The 23818-nt window shown below is 63.2% G+C and carries 23 protein-coding genes; 15 read left to right on the forward strand and 8 right to left on the reverse strand.

Annotated elements, in window-relative coordinates; genetic code table 11:
- The 3 genes from sctP to sctU are packed head-to-tail and all read right to left on the reverse strand — an operon-like array spanning position 1 to position 3772.
- Complete coding sequence (gene sctP, locus SB822_RS26570) at positions 1–561, reverse strand: type III secretion system protein SctP (protein ID WP_079493466.1); 561 nt, start codon at positions 559–561, stop codon at positions 1–3.
- Between the two features lie 8 nt (positions 562–569).
- Positions 570–2654, reverse strand: coding sequence for a type III secretion system export apparatus subunit SctV (sctV, locus tag SB822_RS26575; protein WP_079493463.1), 2085 nt, complete (start codon positions 2652–2654; stop codon positions 570–572).
- Positions 2655–2698: 44 nt separating this feature from the next.
- Entirely contained in the window at positions 2699–3772 is a 1074-nt protein-coding gene (gene sctU / locus SB822_RS26580; protein ID WP_410856011.1) for a type III secretion system export apparatus subunit SctU, read from the reverse strand.
- A 232-nt stretch (positions 3773–4004) separates the two neighbouring features.
- Here sctU and SB822_RS26585 point away from each other — a divergent pair, with 232 nt between their 5' ends.
- The 10 genes from SB822_RS26585 (at position 4005) to sctC (ending at position 13584) form a co-directional block, all read left to right on the forward strand.
- Positions 4005–4610, forward strand: coding sequence for an HrpB1 family type III secretion system apparatus protein (locus SB822_RS26585; protein WP_063717325.1), 606 nt, complete (start codon positions 4005–4007; stop codon positions 4608–4610).
- A 15-nt stretch (positions 4611–4625) separates the two neighbouring features.
- Complete coding sequence (locus SB822_RS26590) at positions 4626–5018, forward strand: hypothetical protein (protein WP_007579487.1); 393 nt, start codon at positions 4626–4628, stop codon at positions 5016–5018.
- 5 nt (positions 5019–5023) lie between these two features.
- Positions 5024–5818 (forward strand): type III secretion system inner membrane ring lipoprotein SctJ, encoded by a 795-nt coding sequence (sctJ, locus tag SB822_RS26595; protein ID WP_410856052.1) that lies wholly within the window; start codon positions 5024–5026, stop codon positions 5816–5818.
- A gap of 8 nt (positions 5819–5826) precedes the next feature.
- Complete coding sequence (locus SB822_RS26600) at positions 5827–6555, forward strand: type III secretion protein HrpB4 (RefSeq protein ID WP_410856012.1); 729 nt, start codon at positions 5827–5829, stop codon at positions 6553–6555.
- On the forward strand, positions 6540–7304 hold the full coding sequence (gene sctL / locus SB822_RS26605; protein ID WP_410856013.1) for a type III secretion system stator protein SctL: 765 nt from the start codon (positions 6540–6542) through the stop codon (positions 7302–7304). Before SB822_RS26600 ends, sctL begins: the two co-directional genes overlap by 16 nt.
- A complete protein-coding gene (gene sctN / locus SB822_RS26610; RefSeq protein WP_410856014.1) occupies positions 7304–8701 on the forward strand; it encodes a type III secretion system ATPase SctN in 1398 nt (465 codons plus the stop codon). The genes sctL and sctN overlap by 1 nt, the downstream gene beginning before the upstream one ends.
- Positions 8698–9195 (forward strand): type III secretion protein, encoded by a 498-nt coding sequence (locus SB822_RS26615; protein ID WP_007579494.1) that lies wholly within the window; start codon positions 8698–8700, stop codon positions 9193–9195. The genes sctN and SB822_RS26615 overlap by 4 nt, the downstream gene beginning before the upstream one ends.
- Positions 9192–10049, forward strand: a complete 858-nt coding sequence (gene sctT / locus SB822_RS26620) for a type III secretion system export apparatus subunit SctT (protein WP_007579496.1) — start codon at positions 9192–9194, stop codon at positions 10047–10049. Before SB822_RS26615 ends, sctT begins: the two co-directional genes overlap by 4 nt.
- Positions 10050–10299: 250 nt before the next feature.
- Entirely contained in the window at positions 10300–11754 is a 1455-nt protein-coding gene (locus SB822_RS26625) for a helix-turn-helix transcriptional regulator (RefSeq protein WP_410856015.1), read from the forward strand.
- 51 nt (positions 11755–11805) lie between these two features.
- Entirely contained in the window at positions 11806–13584 is a 1779-nt protein-coding gene (sctC, locus tag SB822_RS26630) for a type III secretion system outer membrane ring subunit SctC (protein ID WP_410856016.1), read from the forward strand.
- 8 nt (positions 13585–13592) lie between these two features.
- Here sctC and SB822_RS26635 read toward each other — a convergent pair whose 3' ends face one another.
- Positions 13593–14837: an NAD(P)/FAD-dependent oxidoreductase gene (locus SB822_RS26635; protein ID WP_410856017.1), complete on the reverse strand. Its 1245-nt coding sequence runs from the start codon at positions 14835–14837 to the stop codon at positions 13593–13595.
- 835 nt (positions 14838–15672) lie between these two features.
- Here SB822_RS26635 and SB822_RS26640 point away from each other — a divergent pair.
- The gene (locus SB822_RS26640; protein WP_079482384.1) at positions 15673–16728 is read left to right on the forward strand and encodes an acyltransferase family protein; all 1056 of its coding nucleotides are present in this window, start codon (positions 15673–15675) and stop codon (positions 16726–16728) included.
- Positions 16729–16806: 78 nt separating this feature from the next.
- Here the strand turns inward: SB822_RS26640 and SB822_RS26645 are convergent, their stop codons facing one another.
- On the reverse strand, positions 16807–17274 hold the full coding sequence (locus SB822_RS26645) for a CBS domain-containing protein (protein ID WP_007736576.1): 468 nt from the start codon (positions 17272–17274) through the stop codon (positions 16807–16809).
- Positions 17275–17605: 331 nt separating this feature from the next.
- Here SB822_RS26645 and SB822_RS26650 point away from each other — a divergent pair, with 331 nt between their 5' ends.
- Entirely contained in the window at positions 17606–18355 is a 750-nt protein-coding gene (locus SB822_RS26650) for a glutathione S-transferase family protein (RefSeq protein WP_114223362.1), read from the forward strand.
- A gap of 32 nt (positions 18356–18387) precedes the next feature.
- On the opposite strand, the gene SB822_RS26655 is transcribed toward SB822_RS26650, so the two are convergent.
- Complete coding sequence (locus SB822_RS26655; protein WP_410856018.1) at positions 18388–19254, reverse strand: LysR family transcriptional regulator; 867 nt, start codon at positions 19252–19254, stop codon at positions 18388–18390.
- A gap of 188 nt (positions 19255–19442) precedes the next feature.
- Here SB822_RS26655 and SB822_RS26660 point away from each other — a divergent pair, with 188 nt between their 5' ends.
- The 3 genes from SB822_RS26660 to SB822_RS26670 all read left to right on the forward strand — a co-directional run bounded on the left by SB822_RS26660 (position 19443) and on the right by SB822_RS26670 (position 22306).
- On the forward strand, positions 19443–20441 hold the full coding sequence (locus SB822_RS26660) for an NAD(P)H-quinone oxidoreductase (RefSeq protein ID WP_410856053.1): 999 nt from the start codon (positions 19443–19445) through the stop codon (positions 20439–20441).
- Between the two features lie 311 nt (positions 20442–20752).
- The gene (locus SB822_RS26665; RefSeq protein ID WP_007583767.1) at positions 20753–21382 is read left to right on the forward strand and encodes a glycoside hydrolase family 19 protein; all 630 of its coding nucleotides are present in this window, start codon (positions 20753–20755) and stop codon (positions 21380–21382) included.
- Positions 21383–21460: 78 nt separating this feature from the next.
- Positions 21461–22306, forward strand: coding sequence for a hypothetical protein (locus SB822_RS26670; RefSeq protein ID WP_410856019.1), 846 nt, complete (start codon positions 21461–21463; stop codon positions 22304–22306).
- A 206-nt stretch (positions 22307–22512) separates the two neighbouring features.
- On the opposite strand, the gene SB822_RS26675 is transcribed toward SB822_RS26670, so the two are convergent.
- Together SB822_RS26675 and SB822_RS26680 are read right to left on the reverse strand one after the other, a co-directional pair.
- Complete coding sequence (locus SB822_RS26675; RefSeq protein ID WP_410856020.1) at positions 22513–23439, reverse strand: DUF4231 domain-containing protein; 927 nt, start codon at positions 23437–23439, stop codon at positions 22513–22515.
- A 117-nt stretch (positions 23440–23556) separates the two neighbouring features.
- Positions 23557–23715: a hypothetical protein gene (locus SB822_RS26680; protein ID WP_410856021.1), complete on the reverse strand. Its 159-nt coding sequence runs from the start codon at positions 23713–23715 to the stop codon at positions 23557–23559.
- Positions 23716–23818: the final 103 nt, after the last annotated feature.

The raw sequence follows: 23818 nt of genomic DNA on the forward strand, positions 1-23818 counted from the left end.
CTAGTGGATAGTCAGTTCGAGCGTGCGCGCTTCGCCTTGCGACGCGAGCAACTGGCGCAGCTCGCGTTCGAGCAGGCCGGCATGATGCAAGAGTAGTTCGCGCGTGTCGGCGGACTCGACGTCGAAGCGAAGCAAGAGAACCGCGGGCGAAAGCGTCAGATGCAATTGCGTGCCGGGCAGCCGCTGCGGATCGATACGCAAAGTCACTTCCCAATGTCCTGCCTGGCGGATCGCGGGGTTCGACGCGAACTCGACGACATGCCGCGCGAGCACGTGCGCGAGTTCGAGCATTTGTTGCTCGCGGCGCAGCACAGCCGCGACCACGCGCTGACTCGCGCTGCCGATGCGTTGCGCAAGCGACTCTTCCGCATGATGTTCCTGCGGAGCCTCGTCATCGAGCGATGCGGCGAGAAGATCGTCGGGCGACGGCTTGTCGTCGCGTCGCAAGAGCGCGGCGAAATCCGCGTGCCGTGCGCGCCGCATGCGCGCGCCCGCCGAAGCGGGCGACGTCTGCGTGGGCGCCGCGATCACGCGCACGGGACGCGATGTGGTTCTCGACATGCGTTGCCTCAGGCCGTCACGTGGCCGATCGGCTGCAGTTCCAGATGCCCGCCCAGTTCCTGATACGAATAGACGGAGAGCCAGCCGAGCCGTCCTTCGATCATACGTCGCACGTAGCGCCGGATATCCATCGACGTGACGAGCGCGATGCCGGGACGCGGCGCAAGCCCCGCGAACGACTCAATGCTGTCGACCAGAAAGTTGATCTGATCCGGCGGCAGCGCGAGGTAATTGCCCGTCGGCGTCTGCTTGATCGCCTGGCGGATATGCTGTTCGACGGGCGCGTCGAGCAGGATCGCGGGCAGGATGCGCGCGCCGAGTGCGGCCCGATGCGCGAGAAAGCGCGCGAGATCGCCGCGCACGTACTCGGTCAGCATCAGCACGTCTTTCTCTTTCGGTCCCCACGCGATCAGGCTTTCCATGATGTTGCGGATATTGCGGATGGGGATCTGTTCTTCGAGAAGACGCCGCAGCACGTCGGCGATGCGCTGCGGCGGCAGCACTTTTTGCACTTCGGCGAGCAGACCCGGATACTCGATGCCAAGCTGTTCCTGAATCCACTGCACTTCGTTGACGCCGAGAAAGAGCGACGCATTACGCCGGAGCAACTGCACGCACACATGCGCGATCACCTGTTCGGCGCGCCAGCCGGAGGTCTTGTCGGCTAGCGTGGCCTCGTCGTGCCAGTAGCTCGGCTGCGTTGTGCCGTCGATCGGTTCGCGTTGGTCGCAGCGTTCGGCGAGCGCCTGCGCCTGCATGTCGTCGGGCTGTGTTGCGAGCCGTTGCGACAGGTCGGCGAGCAGGACCTTGCCTTGCGGCAATTCGAGTGTGAACGACGGCACGTCGTGCATCAGGAACTCGCAGGTGGACGGCGCGAGCTTCTCGCTGATCCACATGTGAATGCCGGGAAACGGCAAACCGAGTTCTTCTTGCAGTGAAGTGCGCTCGATTTCGAATGCGTGATTGAGCCGGTCGACGGCGAGCCGTCCCCGCAAGTCGGGCGCAAGGCGTACGCCGAGCGGGCAGGAAAACGCGGGCGGCACGCTGGAAATAGCGGGTGTTTCGCTCTTCGCGCCCGCGCGCTGCATCGAGCGCACGGCTTCGAGGTCTTCGAATGCGCGCGATGAACCGCGCTTTTTCAGCTTCCATGCGGTGAAGCCGAGGATGCCGCTCAACACCAGAAAGAGCGGCCACGGAAAGCCAGGCACGGCGGCGAACGCAACCAGCAGCAGCGCCGCGAAGCCGAGCGCGGGCGCGCTGCCCATCAGTTGCTTGCCGATCTCCGCGCCGAGCGAGCGCGGCTTCTCGTCACGATCGTCGGCGACCCGCGTGATCATCACGCCTGCCGCAACGGACAAGAGCAACGCGGGCAATTGCGCGACCATCGCGTCGCCGACCGAGAGGATCGAGAAACGGTTCGCCGCTTCGCCCGCCGTCATGCCGTGATACAGCACGCCGACGGCAAGGCCCGCAACGATGTTGATCATCGTGATGATGAGGCCCGCGACGGCATCGCCCTTGACGAACTTCATCGCGCCGTCCATGCCGCCGTGCAGCGCGCTTTCGAGCGCGAGGGTCGCGCGCTTGTGGCGCGCTTCGTCGGCGGTCAGCAGATTGGCGCGCAGGTCCGCGTCGATGCTCATCTGCTTGCCGGGCATTGCGTCAAGCGTGAAGCGCGCGCCGACTTCGGCGACCCGCTCGGAGCCTTTCGCGATCACGATGAACTGCACCAGTGTGATGATGATGAACACCACCATGCCGACCACCAGATTGCCGCCCACCACGAGCTTGCCGAAGCTGTCGATGATGTCGCCCGCTTCCGCATGCAGCAGGATCGACTTGGTCGACGCGATGCTGAGCGACAGACGGTAGAGCGTGGTGAACAACAGGATCGACGGGAATGCGGACAGCGAGACGACGCTCGGCACATAGAGCGTGATCATCAGCAGCGTGACGGCTGCGGCGATGTTCAGGCCGACGAGTATGTCGATCATGAAGAACGGCAGCGGCAGGATCATCAGCGAGACGATCGCGACGATCATCACGAGGATGCCGATCTCGCCGCCAGCGGGTAGTTTGAGTGTCTTGAGCATGAGCGTGTGTGGAGCGATGCGGGAGTGTGGAGTAGGGCGTGCGTTCAGCCGGACAGCGGGGGCGCCGCATCGGGTTCACGCGACAGGGCCAGCGAATCGACCCAGCGCAAAATCGCGGCGACGGCCTCGAACAGTTCGTCCGGAATCGGCTCGTCGAGTTCGACCTTGTAGAGCGCGCGCGCGACGGGCGGATGGCCGACGATCGGCACGCCCGCGAACTGCGCGTCGCGGCGCATCTGCAGCGCTGCTTCGTCCATGCCCTTAGCGATCACCACTGGCAGTGGATATTCATCGGGCGCGTAGCGCACGGCCACCGCGTAGTGCGTCGGGTTCACGACCACCATGCTCGCGGTCGCGATCTTTCGCGGCACGGATGTCGCAAGCTCGCGCGCGAGCCGCCGCCGCTCGCCCTTGATGATGGGATCGCCCTCGTCCTGCTTGAATTCGCGTTTGATCTCGTCCTTGCTCATTTTCTTGCCGCGAATGAAGAGGTATTTCTGCAGCTTGAAATCGACGCCGCCGAACACGACATACAGCGCGGCCGCGACCGCGAGCAGCCGGATCACGACGAAGCTCGCGAGCTTCGACAGCTCGGGCAGCGACTGAAACATCGAGCCCGTGACGAGCGGCAGCAGCCCCGTGATCGTCTTCCACATCACGATGGCGAGCACGACGCCTTTGATGGCCATCTTCGCGAGTTCGAGCAGCGACTTGAGCGAGAAGATGCGCTTGATGCCCGCCATCGGGCTGATGTTCTCGAACTTCAGGCTGACTGCCTTCATCGAAATCATGATGCCCGTCTGTCCGGCGAGCGCGGCGACGGCGGCGAGAATCGCGGCGCCGATCATCGGCAGGAGTGAGCCTGCCATGCGCGAGCCGATCTGGTTCACCGCGAGCAGCGTCGTCGTCATGTCGTGCGGCCCGGCGACGAACTTCAGCGCAATCGAAATGCACGAGCGCAAGCCATCGACCATCTTGTCGCCCGTCGCCATCAGCATGCCGACGCCCACGGCCAGCAGCGCGCCGTCGACGAGGTCCGTGCTCTTCGCGACCTCGCCGTCCTCGCGCGCCTTGCGCAGGCGTTTCTCGGTTGGCTGTTCGGTTTTGTCGTCGCTCATGGGCGCTCCTTTACGTGCTGGCGCAGTGTAGGGCGCTCCTCATAGCGGCCGTCCAGGCGAGGCGAAGCCCCGGGCTCGAACGCGAAGCAGGGCAAAACAGCACGCGTGATGCGCCGCCAGGTTCGCTTTCGCACGACTTGCTTCGGTTGCAGTGCGAGCATTGCGGCACCTGCTTGATACCTTGCGAAGCGATGACGCCCCGCGTCCTGTTTTCATCAAGAGGGTCCACGCCATGCTCGCGAAATCATCACAACCTGGGTCACAACCTGCTTCCTCTCACGCAGCGCCGAACTATCTGCAATGCGGCGATGCAACCTTGAACGCGCTGATCGAGATTGCATCGGCGGGTCTGTTCCGGCATTTCCCGCAAGCCAGCGCCGACACGACCGACATCGAGCTGGTGCTCGACGCGTTGCGCGCGTTCCGTCCGAAGGTGGCCGAGATCGACACGCTGGCGGGCGTGCTGCACATCGTCAACGGCCGCTGGGAAGAGGCGTCGCGCACGCTGCGCGACGTGATCGACGCAGCGCCTTCGTTTGCCTATGCAAAGGCGATGTACGCGTACTGCCTCGCCGCGCAGAAGGACGCCGGCTGGCGTCAATGGGCCGACCAAGCGCTCGAAGGCGAGGCGGGCCTGGAGACGCGCGCGCTGGTCCGTGCGCTCACCGTGCGTGCCGATCTCGAAGCCGCGCGCACGAACCATCGCGGCGGCGAGTTCGTGTTGCCGGAGTCGTATCGCGATCTCGCCGAAGAGCAGGAGAACGCCCAGACGAAGGCCGCGCGGCTGCCGTCGGGCGATGCGCCCGCGTTCGCGTCGCACGCTTTCTTGCGCGCCTGATAAGAGGAGCCGTTCATGTCGATCTCAACGATTGCCGAAACCGCCGTGCACGCCGCCGCCGATGCCGCGAGACCCGAACCCTTGCCGCAGATGCCTGCGCCCGAATCCGTCAGCCGTTTCGAAGACCTGATGCAACAGCCGCTCGCCGTGCCCGGCAACGACGCGACGCAGCACGCGGGTAGTCATTTTGTCGACGCGATCCGCAAGCAGGACGGCCAGATGGAGGCCGCGCTCGAACAGGTCGAAACACTGAGCGCGAACGCCGGGGTGCTCACGCCGACGCAGCAGATCGGGGCGGCAGCGCAGGTGTCGCTGAACCTGTCGCTCGCGCAGTTCGATTTCCAGACCAAGATGGCCGTGGTGTCGGCGTCGAAGTCGTCGGCGGAAACGCTGATGAAGAATCAGTGATGAGCATGAGAACCCTGTCTCCGCTCACCAAACGCATGCTGATGGGCAGCCTGCTGGTGGCATGCGCGCTGCTCGCGGGCTGCAAGAAAGAGCTCTACACGGGCCTTGCCGAAGAGGACGTCAACGAGATGACGGTCGCGTTGCTGGAGCGCGGTGTATCCGCCGACAAGAGCTCGCCGGACGGCGGCAAGACCTATACGCTTCAGGTCGACGACGGCGACATGGTGCGCGCGATGCAGGTGCTGCGCGAAAAAGGCCTGCCGCACAGCAAGTTCGACGATCTCGGCAGCCTGTTCAAGAAGGACGGTCTCGTCTCGACGCCAACGGAAGAGCGCGTGCGCTTCATTTACGGGCTATCGCAGGAACTGTCGGGCACGCTGTCGCATATTGATGGCGTGCTGGTCGCGCGCGTGCAGATCGTGATTCCGAACAATGACCCGCTTGCGCAGACCATCAAGCCGTCGTCCGCCGCCGTGTTCATCAAGTACCGGCCGGGACTCGAACTCGATGCGCTCGTGCCGCAGATCAAGAACCTCGTCGTGCATAGCGTCGAAGGGCTGTCGTACGACCAGGTCAGCGTGACGGGCGTGGCGGCGGATCAGTTGGATATCGATAGCCGCGTGCCCGCGCATGCGCCTGTCTGGCCGTTCGTGCTGAGCGGACTGTTCGCGTTGATGGTGGCGGGCATTGGCGTGGGCTATGCGTATCGCGTGCGGCTGGGCGGAATCGTCGCGCCGCTCAAGGCGGGCGTCGCGTCGCTCGCGCAGCGCCTGCCGGGTCGCAGGCAGAAGTCGGCATGAGCATGGCGATGGCTGTATCCGCCGCGATGCCACGGCAACGGTCGACGAACGAGCCGCGTCTCACACCCGCCGACGCCACGCAGATTCTGCTCGGCTGGCAACGCAATGCGCGCAGCACTTTGACGTGGCTGCATCGGGACTGGCTCGCGCTTGCACTGGGCATCGATCCAGGGCCAAGCAGCGAAGAAGCGCTAGCCGCGTTGCGCGAACGGTGCGACGAAGCATGCTCGCTCGCCGTGTTGCGCGTGCTGCTGCCCGCGCCGCCGACGCTCGAAGCATTCAGCGCCACGCCCGCCACGCGGCTCGACGCGCTGCCTGTCGAGACCGGTTTGCGCGTGTTGCGGATGCAGGCGCTGCTGGCGCGTCGCGCGGAAGTGCGGCGTCTGGTCGATCGAACCACGCGCAAACGCCTCGCGGAGTGGATTGGCTGCCCGCTTGACGATCTGCTCGGCAAGACAGTGCCTGAAGCGCCGTCGCTTGCCGATGCGAAGCGCGAGCGCGCCGGAACACGCGCGCTCGGTTCGCTCGATGCCGATGCGCTCGCGCTCGAAGGGTTGGCACTGCTGCCGCTTATGGACACGCACCCAATGATGCTGCGACTCTCGCTGCCACGTGAAGACGACGAGCAGGACGCGACGAACGCAAAGCCTTCAGACGACGAATGCGAAGACGCGTTCGCATTGCTGCGCGAGCGCATCGGCCCTCTTTTGCCGGAGTATGCATGGTTATCTGGCTGAGCCGTCCACGCGAAGCGCACGCGACCAGCAACACGCGAAAGGACAAGAACGAACCGCGCGTCGGCCTCGTGGGCGATATCGTACCGCGCGAAACCTTCGGCATGCTCGCGACGATCGACGATGTCTACGGCCGCGTCGAGGCCGAACGCCAGGCGATTCTCGCCGCCGCGCAGATCGAGCGCGAGCAGATTCTTCGAGCCGCGAGGGATGAAGTAAAGGCCCTCGTCGCATCGGCGGCGCGCGAGCGTGAAGCGGCGTCGGAACAGGGCTACGCGGAAGGCGTCGCGCGTGGCGAGGCGCAGTGGATCGAACGCGTTGCCGCGTTGAGCGCCGATGCGCAGCGCCTGCAAAAAGGCATGCGCAACCGGATGGCCGAACTCGTGATGCTCGCCGTCGAGCAACTGGTGCGCGCCGAAAGCGCACAGGCGTTGTTCGCGCGGGCGACGGACACGATCGACCGCATCGTCGAAGGCTCGGCGAACTTGCGCGTGAGCGTGCATCCCGCCGATCTCGACGCGGCGCGCGCCGCATTCGGCGAATTCGACGCGCGTCTGCGCATGCTGGGGCGGCCCGTGCCGCTTGCCGTAACAGCAGACCCTCGTCTGGAACCGGGCGCGTGCGTGTGCGAGTCCGACCTTGGCATCGTCGACGCAAGCCTGTCGACACAACTCGATTCGATGCGCGCGGCAATCGTGCGGGCGCTCAACACTTCGCTGAAAACGCACAGCGCGCAAGCAGAGACACACTGATGAGCACCACGGCCTCGAAGAATCAACTGCAAGACCCGGTGCAGGCCGATGTATTCGGCCTGCACGAGCACGGCCTGCGCGAACTGGGCGGCGCGATCGAACGCGAGATCCGCGCACTGTTGCCCGTGCGTCAGACGGGCAAGATCGCCGAAGTGGTCGGCACGCTGATCAAGGTGGCGGGCATCGACCTGAAGCTCGGAGAGTTGTGCGAGCTGCGCACTCCGCAAGGCAAGCTGTTGCAGCACGGCGAAGTGATCGGCTTCACGCGCGAGCATGCCGTCGTGTCGCCGTTCGCGCAGTTAACCGAAGTGTCGCGCGCGACGCATGTGATCGGCTTGCAGCGGCCCTTGTCTGTGCCTGTCGGCGACGCGCTGCTTGGCCGCGTGATCGATGCACTCGGCCAGCCGATGGACGGCCGCGGCCCGATCGAAGCGGATGATAGCCGGCCCATTTTCGCCGACCCGCCGAACCCGATGACACGCCGCATGATCGAGCATCCGATGGTGACGGGTGTGCGCGTGATCGACGCCATGACGACGCTCGCGGAAGGCCAGCGCATGGGCATCTTCGCGCCAGCGGGCGTCGGCAAGAGCACCTTGCTCGGCATGCTGGCGCGCGGCGCGCAATGCGACATCAACGTGATCGCGCTGATCGGAGAACGCGGGCGCGAAGTGCGCGAATTCGTCGAGCTGATCCTCGGCGAGCAGGGCATGGCGCGCTCCGTCGTCGTGTGCGCGACGTCGGACCGCTCGTCGAGCGAGCGCGCGAAAGCGGCCTACGTCGCCACCGCGATTGCCGAGCACTTCCGCGACGAAGGCAAACGCGTGCTGCTGATGATGGATTCGCTGACGCGCTTCGCGCGCGCGGGCCGCGAGATTGGGCTTGCAGCGGGCGAGCCGCCCGCTCGGCGCGGCTTTCCGCCTTCGGTGTTCGCGGAGTTGCCGCGTCTGCTGGAACGCGCGGGGATGGGCGAGCGCGGCTCGATCACGGCCCTCTACACGGTACTCGCCGAAGACGAATCGGGCAGCGATCCGATTGCCGAAGAAGTGCGCGGCGTGCTCGACGGTCACCTGATCCTATCGCGCGAAATCGCCGCACAAAACCGCTATCCGGCCATCGACGTGCTCGGCAGCCTGTCGCGCGTGATGTCGCAGGTGATGCCGCGCGAGTTCATGGCGTCGTCCGCGCGGCTGCGCAAGCTGCTCGCGAAGCATCGTGAGGTGGACATGCTGCTGCAGATCGGCGAATACCAGCCGGGCACCAATGCGCTGGCGGACGAAGCGATCGCGAAGATCGACGCGCTCAAGGCTTTCCTGTCACAGCCGACGGATGCCTACGCGGACCCGGCTGAAACCGAGGCCGCGTTGCACGAGCTTGCGCAGGGCAACGCGCAATGAGCGCGCCGAAACGGCAGATTGCTGCGTTGTCGCGCGCCGTATCGCGCCGTCAGCGCTCCGAGCAGGACTTGCGCGCGAGGCTCGCGCAATTCGTTGCGGCGCGCTTGCCATTGGTCGAAAACGAAGCGCAGGCGCGTGGGCATGCAGCGGAACTCGAAGCGCAGGCGCGTTCGTACCGCCAGCGCATCAGCGCGATGATGGCGGGCGCGGAGCCATTTTCGATCGATACGTTGACGGCGATCCGCCTGTACGCGGAAGAAGTCAACCGGCACCACGCGACGGCATGTGAAGCCGTGAAAGCCGCGCAACACGCGCTCATCGAGCACGACGCCGGAATCGCAAACACGCGCCGCGAGATCGCGAAGAACCGTGGACGCATCGACTTGTGCGAAAAGCGCATCGGCATATTGCAGCGCGTGCTCGATGGCATCGCTGCCGACGCGGAAGACGAGGACATCGAGGAGACGGCGCTCGCGCGCCTTGCACGCGGATGAACGAGCTTCTGCAATTTTACGGCCCCTGGCTGCTCAAGCACCTTGCCGTGCTCGGCGTCTGCTCGCTGCGGCTCTACGCGATCATGACGCTGTTTCCGCCCACCGCCGACGGCGTGCTGCAAGGCCGCTTGCGCAATGGCGTCGCGTTGAGCTTCTCGCTGTTCGTCGCGCTTGCGCAGCCGGAGTCGTTCGCCGATTCGCTGACGGGCTTCGCGCTGGTGATCACAAGCTTGCGTGAAACGCTGATCGGCGTCGTGATGGGGTTCGCGGCGGCGACGGTGTTCTGGGTCGCGGAAGGCGCGGGCATCTATCTGGATAATCTGACGGGCTACAACAACGCGCAGTTGAGCAACCCGATGCTGTCGCAACAATCCACACCGTCCGCGACGCTGCTCGGCCAGATCGCGACCGTTGCGTTCTGGTCGCTGGGAGGCATGCAGTTTTTGCTGGAGGCGCTGTACGAGTCGTATCGATGGTGGCCGGTCGCATCGACGAAGCCGATGTCGACGGATTTCCTCGCCGTGTTCGCGATGCATCAGACGGACACGCTGATGCAGACCATCGCGAAGCTCGCCGCGCCGATGCTGCTCGTGTTGCTGCTGATCGACCTCGGTGCGAATCTCGCGTCGAAGGCCGCGCAGAAACTCGATCTGAGCGCGTTGAGTCAACCGATCAAGGGCGCAGTGACGGTGCTGATGCTGGCCGTCTTCGCGGGTCTTTTCGTGCACCAGGTGCAGGACCAGCTCGACTTGCGGCTCTTCAAGGAGCAGGTTCGCGCGATCGCGCAGATGAGCGACCGCGACACCGATCTGAAGCCGGGCGCGCAGCCGCTTCGCAACGATGTGTCGCCGTGATGTCAGCGGTCCGCGTACAAGCAAAGAAGTGAGCTTTGTTGAGGGTTCTTGTCTGCCGCGCGCGTCAAATCTCAACTTTACTCAAGCCTCAACTGTTTCCTCTGATTATTGAGCTTTTCACATTTCTGCCTGGCTACAGTGCATTCCGTCACCGCGACGTCCGTAGCAAAAACGTCGCAATCGTTTCAACGCGCTCACGCAGCATCGGCCCGACGCCTGCGCGAGCCTTACGACGGAATCAGCCACAGCCATGCTCGTTACCTACTACTTCCCGTACGTGTCGATGCTCAACGCAGCGTCGGTGCCTTCCAGCGTCGTCGAACTGATTCGCAACGGCCATGTGCATGCCGCGGCGGCAAACGTGCAGCGGCTCGTCGATAGCCACGACGATGCGCCGCCTGCCGCGCTGCTGCAATTGCAGGGCGATCTGCAACTGTCGCTCGGCATGGAGGTCGATGCCGACGACTCGTACCGCGAAGCGCAAAAGCGCATGCGCGACGACAAGGACGGCATGCGCTTCGCGTCGTGCCGCAACGCGGGCTGGCAAGCGCTGTTCCGTTACCGCTACGGCACCGCGATGTCGTGCTTCATGCAGATCGCCGATCATCCGCTGGCGAGCGTCGCGCTGCGGCTCGACGCGCTGTTCGGCGCGTTCGGCGTGCTGTTCAGCGTGGGCCGTCTGCGCGATGCGGATGCCGTGCTCGATACGCTCGAAGACCTGCTCGACGAAGTGACATCGAATGGCGCGTTTCATCATGCAGACGGCTGGCAGCGTCTCTTGAGCACCGTGCGGTTCGACGTCGAAGCGCAGAGCACGCTGCGCTCGCGTTCCGCGCTGTCCGATCACATCTACTGGCAAGTCGGCTTGACGGGCGACGCCGCGCCGCGCGTCGCGCCGCAACGGCCCGCCGCGCTGCGACTGTTGACGGGCGTGATCGAAGACCAGTTGCTGCGTGGGCGCGTCGAATTCCTCGATGGGCTGGCGCGACTGGCGGGCGGCGAGCGCGACGCGCAGCAGCAGATCGTTGCGCATGCGGAGTGGGCGGGCAAGCAGGGCATCCAGAACTATCAGAGCGCGGTGCGTATCGAGATCGTGCTCGCGAGTCTCGCTGGCGGCGTGTCGTCGCTGGCCGAGTCGGTGCTCGTGTTGCTGACGGCCGAGGTGCGTATGCCGCAGAGCCATCGGCAACTGGAGTATCTGTATTGCCTCGCGAAGCTGCGCCATCTGCAGGGGCGCAGCGGCGAGTCGCTGGAGGTGTACACGCGCTATGCGCTGGCCGCCGTCAATTGCATCCGCGACGAAGCCGGCGCGCTCGCGCGCTACGGCCAGCGCATCGCGCGCGCGCCGGAACAGCTCGACGACATCGGCACGCGGCTGCCTGCGCGTTATCGGCGCGCCTATCGCTATCTGCTCGACAACCTGGAGCGCAAGGACCTGTCGATCCGCGAAATCGCCGCGCAAGTCGGCGTGACGGACCGTGCGTTGCAAAGCGCGTTCAAGACGAGCCTCGGCTCCACACCGACCGAGATCATCCGCCGCCTGCGCATGGAGCGCATCCGCGCGGAACTCGAAGCCGACGACAGCGCGCACGAGCAAGGCATTCTCGCGACAGCCGTCAAGTGGGGCGTCAGCAACCGCTCGACGCTCGTCAACAGCTACCGCCGCGAATTCAACGAATCGCCTTCGGACACGCTGAACCGCTGAGATCCTTTCGAGACAATTCCGCCAAAACCACACCTATACCGAGCGTCGATCATGAAACTCACATTCCGTCACCGCGCGATCGCGGCCGCCCTGCTGATGATAGGCTTGAACGCGGGCCACGCCGCACCGATCACGTGGCGGCCCGGCGAAGTGCATATTTCGGTGGAAAGCCGCGACCTGAAGGACGTGCTGCGCGACTTCGCGGCGAGCCAGGGCATCATCGCGACGATTGCGCCGAACGTGCAGGGCACCGTGTCGGGACGCTTCGATCTGCCGCCGCGCAAGTTCATCGACACGATGGCGGCGACATTCGGCTTCGTGTGGTTTTACGACGGCAGCGTGCTGTCCATCAGCACCGCCGACGACGTGACGACCAAGGTCATCAAGCTCGACTTCGCCGGCACGCAGAGCCTGCGTTCGACGCTCAAGCAGATCGGGCTCGACACCGACCGCTTCCCGATCGTCTACGACCCGGAGCAGGGCGTCGCGCTGATCACCGGGCCGCACCGGCTGATCCAGCTCGTCGACGAGGTGGCCGCGCGCCTGGACCAGAACGCGAACCGCCGCACGGGCAGCGAAGTGCGCGAGTTCCCGCTGCGCTACGGCTGGGCGGCGGATCATACGATCACCGTGAACGGCAAGACCCAGGTCGTGCCCGGCGTCGCGCATGTGATCGCCAGTCTCTATCACCCGGATCGGGACAGCGATCAGCAAGGCACGTCGCGCGCATCCGCCGACGGCACCGCGAACCTGCAACAGGTCAGCCCGTATGCGGACGTGCAGGGCGGCACCAATGGCGGCTCGCCGTACAACAACGGCGGCGTGAATCCGCCGCTGCCCGATGTGTTCGCGGGCGTGGCGGCGGCGGGCGGCGGGCCGGTTGGGATGCCCGGCGCGGGCGGCGCATCGGGCAGCGGGCCGCAGAGTGCGGGACGCGCGGCGACGGCGGCCGTGCCGGACGGCGCGGGCTCGCTGCCCGTCATCCAGGCCGACGCGCGGACCAACTCGGTGTTGATCCGCGATCTGCCCGACCGCGTCGGCCAGTATCAGCAACTGATCGACCGGCTCGACGTGAAGCGCCGGATGGTCGAGATCGAAGCGCACATCATCGAGATCGACGACGGCGCGTTGAAGCAACTGGGCGTCGACTGGCACGCGCATTCGAGTCACGTCGATTTCCAGACGGGCAGCGGCAGTGCCAACGCGAACAACTTCAACGGCAATGTGAGCCCGACGTTTTCTTCGCTCGACACAGCCGGCAATCTCGTCGCCACGGCGACGCCGACGGGCGGGTCGCTCACGGCCGTGATCGGCGACGCGAGCCGTTATCTGCTGACGCGCATCGATGCGCTGGAGCAAAACAATCTTGCGCGCATCGATGCGAGCCCGAAGGTTGCGACGCTCGACAACGTCGAAGCCGTGATGAACAACAAGACGCAGTTCTTCATTCCCGTCTCGGGCTTTACGTCGAGCAACCTGTTCAGCGTGCAGGTCGGCAATACGCTGCGCGTGCTGCCGATGGTGGTCGATACGAACGGCACGCAGCAGATCAAGCTGCAGGTGCACGTCGAAGACGGCCAGCCAACGGGCGCCAGCGTGAAAGATATTCCCGAAATCCGCACCAGCGAGATCGATACGGAAGCCGTCGTCGCCGAAGGGCAGAGTCTGCTGATCGCCGGTTACCGGATCGACAGCGACTCGAATCTGAATACGGGCGTGCCCGTGCTGTCGAAGATTCCCGTACTCGGCGCGCTGTTCCGCTCGCGCACGCATCAGAGCAGCCATATGGAACGGCTCGTGTTGCTGACGCCGCGCGTGATCGAATTCTAAGCGTGGGTTCAGTCCGCGCCACGGACGGTGTAGGGCGGCGCCTGCACGACGGGCGCCGCGGCTTGCAGGATGTCTTCGCGCAGCTTCGTGCTGGGCGGATAGATGCGCTCGCAGTTGATCGTGCGCTTGGTCTGTTTTGCGGCTTCGCCTTGCGACGCGAGGCGGCGCTCCCAGCCTTCCGTGTAGACGGCGCCCCACGGGCCGAGATCGAGGATGGTCGTGTACCAGTCGATGCAAAGCGGCAGCATCGCGAGGCCCAGCAGGTCGCAGACGACATTGTGGCCCCCGTGGCGCCCCATCGGGCGGCTGTGCTGGCAGGACATCACGGAGGGCCGTTCGCCGTCGATCAGGATGCGCGCGCAATCGCCCGCTGCAAACACGCCGGGCACGTCGGTGACGCGCAGGAACGAATCGACGGGAATGCGTCCGAATGCGTCGAGCGACACGGGGAATTGCGCGGTCAGCGGACTGGCGCGCATGCCGCCGCACCAGACCACGGTCGCGGCGTCGATGTGCTCGCCGCCCGTCAGTTGCACGCCGTCGCGTGTGACGGTTTCGAGCGACACGCCCGGCCTAAGCTCGACGCCTTGCGCGCGTAGCGCTTCTTCGATGACCGGTTGCGCGCCGCCCATCGCCTGACCGATCTTCGCAGAGCGGTCGGCGAGAATCACGCGCGCCTCGGCGCTTGCGTTGTCGCCGACGATGCCGCGCAGCCGCGCGGGTAATTCGGCGGCGAGTTCGACGCCCGTCAGGCCTGCACCAACTACGACCACGGTGTAGCGTCCCGGCGTTTCGGGCCTTTCCGGCAAGGCGAGCAGATGTGCGTGGAGCTTCGCGGCGCCTTCGAACGTATCGACGTCGAATGTGAACTCGTGTAGCCCGGGAATTGCCGGACGCGCCAACTCGCTTCCCGCCGCCAGGATCAGGCGGTCGTAGCCGATCCATTGAGTAGATGAATCGCCGGATTCGAATCCGACGCGATGGTTTGGCAGATCGATCGAGCGGACTATGCCCTGAATCCGTCGGACGCCTGCTGGATCGAGCACGTCGGCGAGCGGCACGAGCGTGTCGTCGAGCGGCTGCTCGTAGTTGCGCACGCGAATGCTGTGATACGGCGTGCCGTTGATCACCACGACCTCGACCTGATCCGTTGGCACGTGCAGTTCGTCGAGCTTGCGCGCCGCGCCCAGCGCGCTCCACAGCCCGGCAAAGCCGGCGCCGATCACTACGATCCGCTTCGTGTCCGTATCCATGTCGGGCGTGCTCCTTGGATTAGGATGAGACGTTGTAAGGTGGCGCGAATTCGAGTGTAGTTGGCTCGGGGGATGGCCGCTGGAATTTTCTTGTGGATGGTGCTGGTTGCGTCGGCACGCCGACAGCTCAGATAGCTCGCGAAACACGGTGAGGCTCGCGCCTTTCCGATCGTAAGCCTCGGCTGGCGCGAGTCCATCAATCGTATGCGCGCACGCGACCGGTTGAATCCGCAATCGAATCGTCCGCGTTATCCAGGTAACGGACACTCCCAACCGATCTTTCCGTCGCGTCGTCGGACAATGATGTCATTGGTTGCGTATGAATCTATCTGCCTGCGAGCTCCGGCATCCGGTAATTTTTGCGTTTCCCGTCGAGCTTCTGTGCGGCGCCTAACAGTAGTGTCTTCGCGCAAACATTACCATCGCTGGGAGTGGACGGTCGCGCACCATTATTTGCGGCCCGTTTGCCGCATTATGTGTTGGACCTCGCGCTGATTCGACTTCGATACGCTCCATGTTCGGGTTCGTTGGTACCGCGATCGCAAGACAGAATTCGACGCTTCGGGTGGAATACCGCCGTCTTCATTTACAAACTCCTGTTCAAGCGATGAAACGATCGCGCATCCGGATCGCGCGAGCGTTTCGTTTTGCGCAGATGTTTCTCTCGACGGAGATACGCGGAGGCGGCGATGCACGATTTGACGATGCACGACTTCGTAAAGAACACCGGCAAAGGCACGATACCCCTGGCGATCTTGTGACCGCTGCGACGTATCGCCTGCCTCCTCACGCCTGGAGCACAGCCAGGTATGGTTTACTCATCAATGGGTGAGCGATGCGCAGGCTGAATTCAATAAGAATCCTTCGCGCAGTGACAGCGACAACTGTCGTCGTGCACCACGTCTTGATACAGGACGGTCGGGTGTTCGGTGAATTCCGCGTTGACGTATTCTTCGTACTGAGTGGCTTTGTGATCGCACTCGCGCTCGAAGCCGGCACGACCAGCGTGCGCGACTTCATCGCAAGCCGCCTCGTGCGGATCGTGCCGCTCTATTGGCTCGCGACGTTGCTGGTGTTCTTCGGCGCGCTGCTTAGGCCCGATCTCTTCAATTCGACGACCGCCAATGTCCCTGAGCTGCTGAAGTCGCTCTTTTTCATTCCATACAGGAAAGAGAGCGGCCACATGTTCCCGATGCTGTTCGTCGGCTGGACGCTGAACTACGAGATGCTGTTCTACGCGACGTCGGCGCTTGCGCTGTGGCGGTTCCGGCGGAATGCCTCGTTGGTATTCGCGGCGATCACGCTGATGCTCGCAGCGGCGTTCCTGATTGCGAGCCTCGCGCATTCGAACCGGGCGATCGTCGAATTCCTCGCCTACGACCGGTTGCTCGAATTCCCGTTAGGCATCGCCGTATGGTTCGTATGGAGGAAAGGGCTACGAATTCCGGTCGCGCTGGCTGCGTTCGTGGCCATCGCGATGTATGCGCTGATGACCTGTATCGAACGGGTATGGCCGGACGTCTCCCCGGTTGTGGGAAATGGCGTGCCGACCTGTCTGCTGCTGATCAGCACGCTGAGTCTCGAAGGCCTCGTGGTAGACAGCGCGCTCACGCGCGGATTGCTGTATCTCGGCGATGCGAGCTATGCGACCTATCTCAGCCACCCGTTCGTCATCGAGGCGATGCGCAAGCTCGTTCCAAAAGTCGTGCATGGTTTCGATGTGCGCTCGCCAGCTGGGGTGATTCTCGCGGTCGTGGTGGCTTCAGTGGTGGGTTGCGTCGTCTATCGCTACATTGACAAGCCCTTGCACCGCGCGATCGGGCGCCTGATGAAAGTCAAGCGTGTCGTCAGCACGCCTGCGGGTGAGGACGCGTCTTGTCGTGTGACTTGAGGGGGAGGCGTGCGGGGTGAGCGTGGGTTGGTTGTCCCTGTCGAGACACCACGCCCATCCCTGGTCGCACGCGGATGCTTAATAGGCACCGCCCGTATCGACGGTCAGGTAGAGCATGTCATGTTCGAGAATGCTGATGAAATGTTCGTCTTCCTGAATCAGTTCCTCGAGCACGTCACTGTTGGATAGCACGCCGATGACCTTTCCGGAATCGATCACGGGCAGATGCCGGATCCTTCTTATATGCATCAACGCCAGACACTGTTCACAGGTGTGCTCGGGGGTGACGTAATACACCTGGGTAGTCATGATGTCGGCCACGGTTGTCCCGGCGGCACTGCGGCCGGCCAGTTCGACCTTGCGGGCGTAGTCGCGCTGCGACAGGATGCCGACAAGATTGCTGCCCTGCAACACCAGCACGGTGGTGACATCCTCGTCGGCCATCAGATGCAGCGCCGTTAGCACGGCATCCGCTGGGCCGACCGAAATCACGTTCCGAGGGTTTTCGGACAGAATTTGCCGAGCGGTCTTTCTCTCCTTTTTCATGATCGTCTCCACTAGAGGACGGACATTTGCGCACGCCGGTGCCATCAATCTGCTTACGTGCCTGCCCATTTTTCAACTATGGTTGATTGAAGTGTAGTCCGCTTCGTGGGCGCGCGGATTCGGTGCGGTTCGGGCGACTCGTTCGCGTTCTTCAACCGTTCGTTTTCTGTCCAGTCTACGTAAATTGCCGCTGATGCGACGTTGTCGCGAGGTTCAGACTGATGATGGTTCTGAACGGCCTGAAAGGCTAATTGGTCGGCGCTGCACGTCTGGACAAGCAAAAACATCCGTCCATATCGGTCAACGCGGTCCGTCAATCAAGGGGGCCAGGATGCGCAAGCTGTTCTTCACGACAGGATCGCCTTTCGCTCGTGCCGTCCGTATCGTGCTGGTCGAGAAGGGACTCGATTTCGAGCGTGAGGAGACCTTTACGACGCCCAGCGTCGAAGAGCGGGCGAAGGTCGCGCCGACCCTTCAGGTTCCTACCCTGGTAGACGGTGACCTGACGCTTTGGGATTCCTCGGTGATCATCGACTACCTTATGTCCAGCTATCCAGGCGTGCCTGCGCCGGAGGGGATGGATCCGCTGGCAAGCGACTATGTGCGCGCCACGCAAAGCTGGCACGACAAACTCGTTCTCGCGACGTTACAGACGTTCGGCGTGTCGACGACGATGGTGTCGCAACTGCAATGGTCTGGGGTCAGGCATGAAGAAAATGTTCACGCGGCGCGATGTGCCATGCGCAACCAGTATCTTCTCGACTGGTTCGAGACTCAGCTTGTCGGCGCTGACGGCGCTTTCGTCCCCGGCGTGATGTCGGCTCAGGACATCTTGCTCACCTGCATCTGTCAGTTCATTGAAACGCGCCCGTTGCGATTGTCCTGGCGTGCTGCTGGCCGACCCGGGCTCGCGTCGCTGGTCGCTCGAATGCAAAGACGCCCCTCTTTCCAGCAGGAACCCGCACTTTGGTGGGAGCCCGGCGTGACGTATGCCACTGCCGCCGAGGTGGAATGGGCAAGACATAAAACCATTCATGAGGGGCCCGGCTTCAGCGAATGGGCGTCGGGGTCTGCAAGCTGAGGTAATGGGTGACACGTGCAGCGCATTCGCTGCTATCGATCGAACGCTGAGACGATTTCGTCGATCGTCACGCGGATGCGCGCGGTGTGTCGCAGATCATGATGCGTGACGAGCCAGATTTCATACGGCGCGTCGTTCGAGCGGTTCGGCCAGATTCGCACGAGGCCGTCGCGTTCGGCCATCGGCATGGGTAGAGGGCTGATGCCGAGCCCGGCCCTGAGCGCCGCGCGCAGCGTCAGGTTCGTGTTCAGGCGCGCGACGATCCGGCCGTCCGTCAGTGGTTCCCCGAGGAATTCCGGCACGCGCGCCTTGGCAAAATACGGCTGGTAGACCACCAGATCGTGCCCCGCGAATCGCTCACCCGGCACCGGTTCGCCATGGCGCCGCAGATAGTCGGGCGACGCAAACAGCCCCACTTCCCAACTCGCCACGCGGCGGGCAAGCAGATCCGGATTGCGCGGCTTGACGGTCCGGATCGCGATGTCGGCTTCGCGCTTCGCGAGATTGAGCACCTGGGTCGTCGTGTCGAGCATCACCGATACATCCGGATGCTTCATATGCAGGCGCTCGATCGCCGGCATGACGAACTCCTGGGCAAGCGCATCCGTCGTCGAGAGCTTCACCTCGCCGGCAAGGCGCTTGTCCACGCCTTGTGTGTGGCGGACGAGGTCGTGCGCGGACTGTTCCATCGCCTCGGCGGCGCGGATCGCGATCTTGCCGACGGGCGTGAGCTCATAGCCGTTCGACGTGCGCAGGAATAGCGTCGCGCCGAGCGTGTGCTCGAGCGCGGCAAGTCTGCGGCCCACCGTTGCCTGATCGATGTCGAGCGCGCGGGCGGCGGCGCGCAAGGTCCTTTCCCGATGGAGCGCGACGAAGATGCGCGCGTCGTCCCAGTTCATATCGCCTCCGGCGTGATGCAAATTTGCATCATACGATCGGCAATTCGCTGCGGGTCAAAACCCGGCTGCGCCGCTACACTTTTTTCAACCGATGCAGCGATTCAGCAGGTTGACCGAATCCGCGGCGCATCTGGCATTTTGAAAAGGATGAAGTCGTGTCACACGAAACCAAAGCGATTCCCGCGGCGATGACCGCGATCGACATTACGCAACCGGGCGGCCCGGATGTGCTCGTGCCCGTCGAGCGGCCGGTTCCCGCACCCGCCGACGACGAGGTGCTGATCCGCGTTCATGCCGCCGGCGTAAACGGTCCTGACGTGATGCAGCGCAAGGGCTTGTACGATCCGCCGCCGGGCGCGTCGGACATTCCCGGGCTCGAAGTCGCGGGCGAGGTCGTGTCCGTCGGGCGCTCCGTGACGCGGTTCGCGGTCGGCGATCTCGTCTGCGCGCTGGTCCCGGGCGGCGGCTATGCGGAGTATGCGGCCGCGCACGAGAGCAACACACTGGCGATTCCCTACGGTCTCTCGGTGATCGAAGCGGCGGCGATGCCCGAGACCTTTCTGACGGTATGGCTGAACCTGTTCCAGCGCGGCAATTTCGCGGCGGGCGAAAGCGTGCTGATCCACGGCGGCGCATCCGGCATCGGCACCACCGCGACGATGCTCGCGAAGGCATTCGGCGCATCGAAGATCATCACGACGGTCAGCTCGGACGCGCAGCGTGACGCGAGCATGGCGCTCGGCGCCGATGTCGCGGTTGATTACCGGAACGAGGATTTCGTCGAGGCCGTCATGCGCGAGACGGGCGGGCGCGGCGTGGACGTGGTCGTCGATATCATTGCTGGCGACTACGTCGCGCGGAACTACGCGGCGTCCGCGATGAACGGCCGCATCGTGCAAATCGGCATCATCAAGGGCCCGGCGCCAGCACTCGACCTGTTCCCGATGCTGGCGAAACGCCTTACGCACATCGGCTCGACGCTGCGCTCGCGCACGCATGAGGAAAAAGCGGCGTTGATCGAGGATCTCGAGCGAAAGGTGTGGCCGCAGATTCGAAGCGGCGCGGTGAAGCCCGTGATCTATCAAACCTTCGATCTCGACGATGCGCGCGGGGCGCATGCGCTGATGGACTCGGGGGTGCATATCGGGAAGATCGTGCTGATGACGCGGGCGGCAAGTCCGGTCTGATACGCGGCGGCGGCGCGCAATCGGCGCGCTGCACGCTAGGTCAGCGTCCAGGCGATAACGGTCATCCCAGCCCGCGTATGCTCCACACTGAACAGATAAGTCGCCCCGGCAGCCGGGAACCCGCATTGAGCCGCTGACTTCTGCGTTCATATGTTAGAGGTCGCACACAACCATTCTTGCTTTCAATTGACTCACAAACTATCTTCGATTTCACAATGAAAGGTGGGACTCTGCATTGCCGGCAATGACGCTTCCTTAACTGAAGCACTCACCGGCACTCACCGTGCAATCATTTGCGTATCGGAGGAATCATGTTGGATGCCAATTCCCTCAAGCGTGCCTTCCCGCGCTGCGGCGATCCTGCTGGCTGGGCGGCCGGCCTGAATGCTTCACTGCCGAAGTTCGGCATCGATACGCCGGATCGCATTGCAAGTTTTCTTGCGCAAACGGGCTACGAATCGGGACAGTTCAACAGACTCGAGGAGGCACTCGGCTATACGGCCGCGCGTCTCATGAAGGTCTGGCCAAAACGGTTTCCTGATGAAGCTACCGCAGCGCTCTATGCGGGGAATCCGATTAAACTCGCGAACTTCGTCTACGCCAACCGCATGGGCAACGGCAATGTTCAAAGCGGAGACGGTTATCTTTTTCGCGGACGAGGCATTATCCAGCTTACCGGGCGCAGCAACTACGCGGCGGCCGGAAAAGCCATTGCCGTGGAACTCGATAAGCAACCCGACTTGCTCATGAAGCCGGAAAATGCGTGCGCGGCAGCCGCCTGGTATTGGCAAAGTCGCGGTCTGAATGAACTCGCGGACGATCGCACCGACGACAACGACCTCGAAGATTTCACGGAAATTACCCGTCGCATCAACGGGGGCATCATCGGGCTCAATGATAGATTTGCGTTGTTCAAGCAAGTTCTCTCTGTGCTTCATTAAGGGAATGACTTTTGGTCCCATTCCGGCCTTTTGCTTTTCTTTGTTCTTGCATCTCGGAGAGAAAGGCGGCGTGTCGACATGCAACGCATGTACGTTGGGGAATCGAACGTGAAAGAACCACGGCACTTTATCCACTACGTTCCGCGGCGGGTGGTCGTGCATTTTCCTCGTGACCCTCGCGCACTATGGTTCGCTGATGCGCAACATGCGTCCGCAGGTTTCCGAAGACCCGTATTCCACAAGACGCGCTCGCAGACGGGTGCCGCTACGAGAGTGCGCAAAGGAGATGTGATCTGGATAGTGAGTCAGCTGGATTCCCCGTGGGGACGGCTGCCGCCTGGCATTGATGCACGCCTGTGCGTGCGTCATATCGAAAGAGACGGCGACGCTAAAGAAATCCGTTTCGAGGCAAGCTCGCGCTCGGTATGGTTGCCGCTCGCCGATGCGAGGTCTGTTCTCGCAGACCTTCGTACTCTCAGCGCACAGGGGCGGACCAGCACGCCACTGTGGCCGCATGAAGAGCTTGGGCATCGGATTGGTCACTACCTTCAGTCCATGCGAGAACTGGAGTCCGCAGCGCCCCTTATCGCATGGGAGAAGAAGCTTGCCAGGCGTCCTTTGAGTTTCGTGAGCTACCGCATTTGCGACGGGACGAAACATGCCTTTTTAAAGTCAAAGGCGCTGCTGGAACAGGGAAGGGCGGTGTTCTGGGACAGGTGGTGCCTGCCGCGGCGCCTCGCGGAACGACGGGAAGTGGTGTCGGACGCAGCGCTCGACCGCTATTTGATGATCCAGCTGAAGGCTTGCGCGACAGTGTTCGGTATTGAGTCGCCGCTGTATTCTGAGCCGTCGAGCTACTCGGCGAAGGAGCGTGCTGTCGCCAGCCATCTCGGCTCTTATTGTTCCGTCGGTGTTGCGGGCTGAGCGCGTCCGGTGATTCGGCCAGTCAGTCCGATTGGAGAAGGCGAGCGCTACGGAGCCGCACCTCACGGCGCACGAGCAACATTCCGGTTGACCGTGCGCTGCGAGGCCGGATCTTTTCTTTGCGTGATTTCTGTTTAACTAATCCCGAATAGTTGGTCGCCCAATCTCCGAGACGTTTTCGTTGCGACAAACACTTCCGTATGAGCTCAGGAGTTCAGTGTCTCCGTCGACGATGTCGCCGGGCGCTTCAGGAAATCTGTGACCCATGCGTCGTTTTCGCCGTTCATGATTCCTTCTGCGTCGAGTATCAGTGCGTTATCCGCTTCCGGATCGGGCCGTGCCTGCGTGGTGATCTTCCACATCGCAAGGCGCAATTTCAGTCTGTCAGCGGCGAGACGATAAGTCGCAGCAAGCCGCTGGTAGCGCTGAGCCATCGCATAAGCACCTATCGCAGTGGTAATCGCACTGAGCGTGGCCACCCAGGCTTCGATTTGCGCTCCCGCATAGATGGCACCCAGAGCGGCCAGCGCGGCCGCAATGCCGCTCAGCACTTGTATTGCCAGCGTGCAGCGGTGCGCGTTTCTTTCATTCGCATCGGCCTTATCGGAGTAGAACTTGACCTGGTCGCCGATTCGCACCGTTGCATACTCCTGCACGGTCAGCGGATGCCCAGGGCAACCCTTGCTGGCGTCTTCGGCCTTGACCTCCAATGGGGGCAAGTCTTCGCCCTCGGTCATGAGTTCCTTTATCTTTTCGAGCAGCTTCTCACTCTTGTCGCCACTGTCGTACGGCGGCACGCGCGTGGCATAGCGATATCCTTCTGACTTGGCCCGCTCGGCGAGCGCACGTGTGCGAATCCAGTCTTTCTCGTACGTCGAGTCGAGCATCGAGCGGGCAGTCCAGGCAGCGAGTGCCATGGCGACCGCACTCGCGGCGCTCAGGATGCGCGTGACGATAGTGAGATCCGCAAACCAGTTGGGAAGCTGTGCGGCCAGCGTCGCCAGCACGGCGCCCGTCACGGTAAACGCCAGTGCGTACAATCTCCACCGGTCAAGCTGAATCCGGATGGCCCGCGCACGTGAAGCCCAGCCACGGTATTTGCTCCAAACCAGTTCGAGGGCTGCGTCGTCCATCTCATACTCCTGAAGTCGTTGCCCGGACAGGAATGTGCACAGTCCGCGGCGGCACCATGGCAACTACGTTTAGTGGATCACTCGAAGAGACGCAAGGGTGCGAGACCCCACCGGCTCTCAGATCAACTGTTTCGTGTCGATGGACTCCAAAGCGAATACGCCCGAATCCCGCGCCAGTTTCACCATGTACGCCGTGCCGGCGGACGACTCGCCCGTGTCCATTCCATCCCACATCGCGAGCAGTGTCACGCGTTTCGCATCAGGCAATGTCGACAAACGTGCAAATACGTGGTCTTTCTACTCTTAAGTCACATGGCGATTCGTCTGGCAGCAGGAACCGGTACTTTATTCGAAGTGAAACAGCATGACCAACGTGGTT

This window comes from Paraburkholderia sp. SIMBA_054 (assembly GCF_046534875.1).
In the GTDB taxonomy this organism is placed as follows: domain Bacteria; phylum Pseudomonadota; class Gammaproteobacteria; order Burkholderiales; family Burkholderiaceae; genus Paraburkholderia; species Paraburkholderia hospita.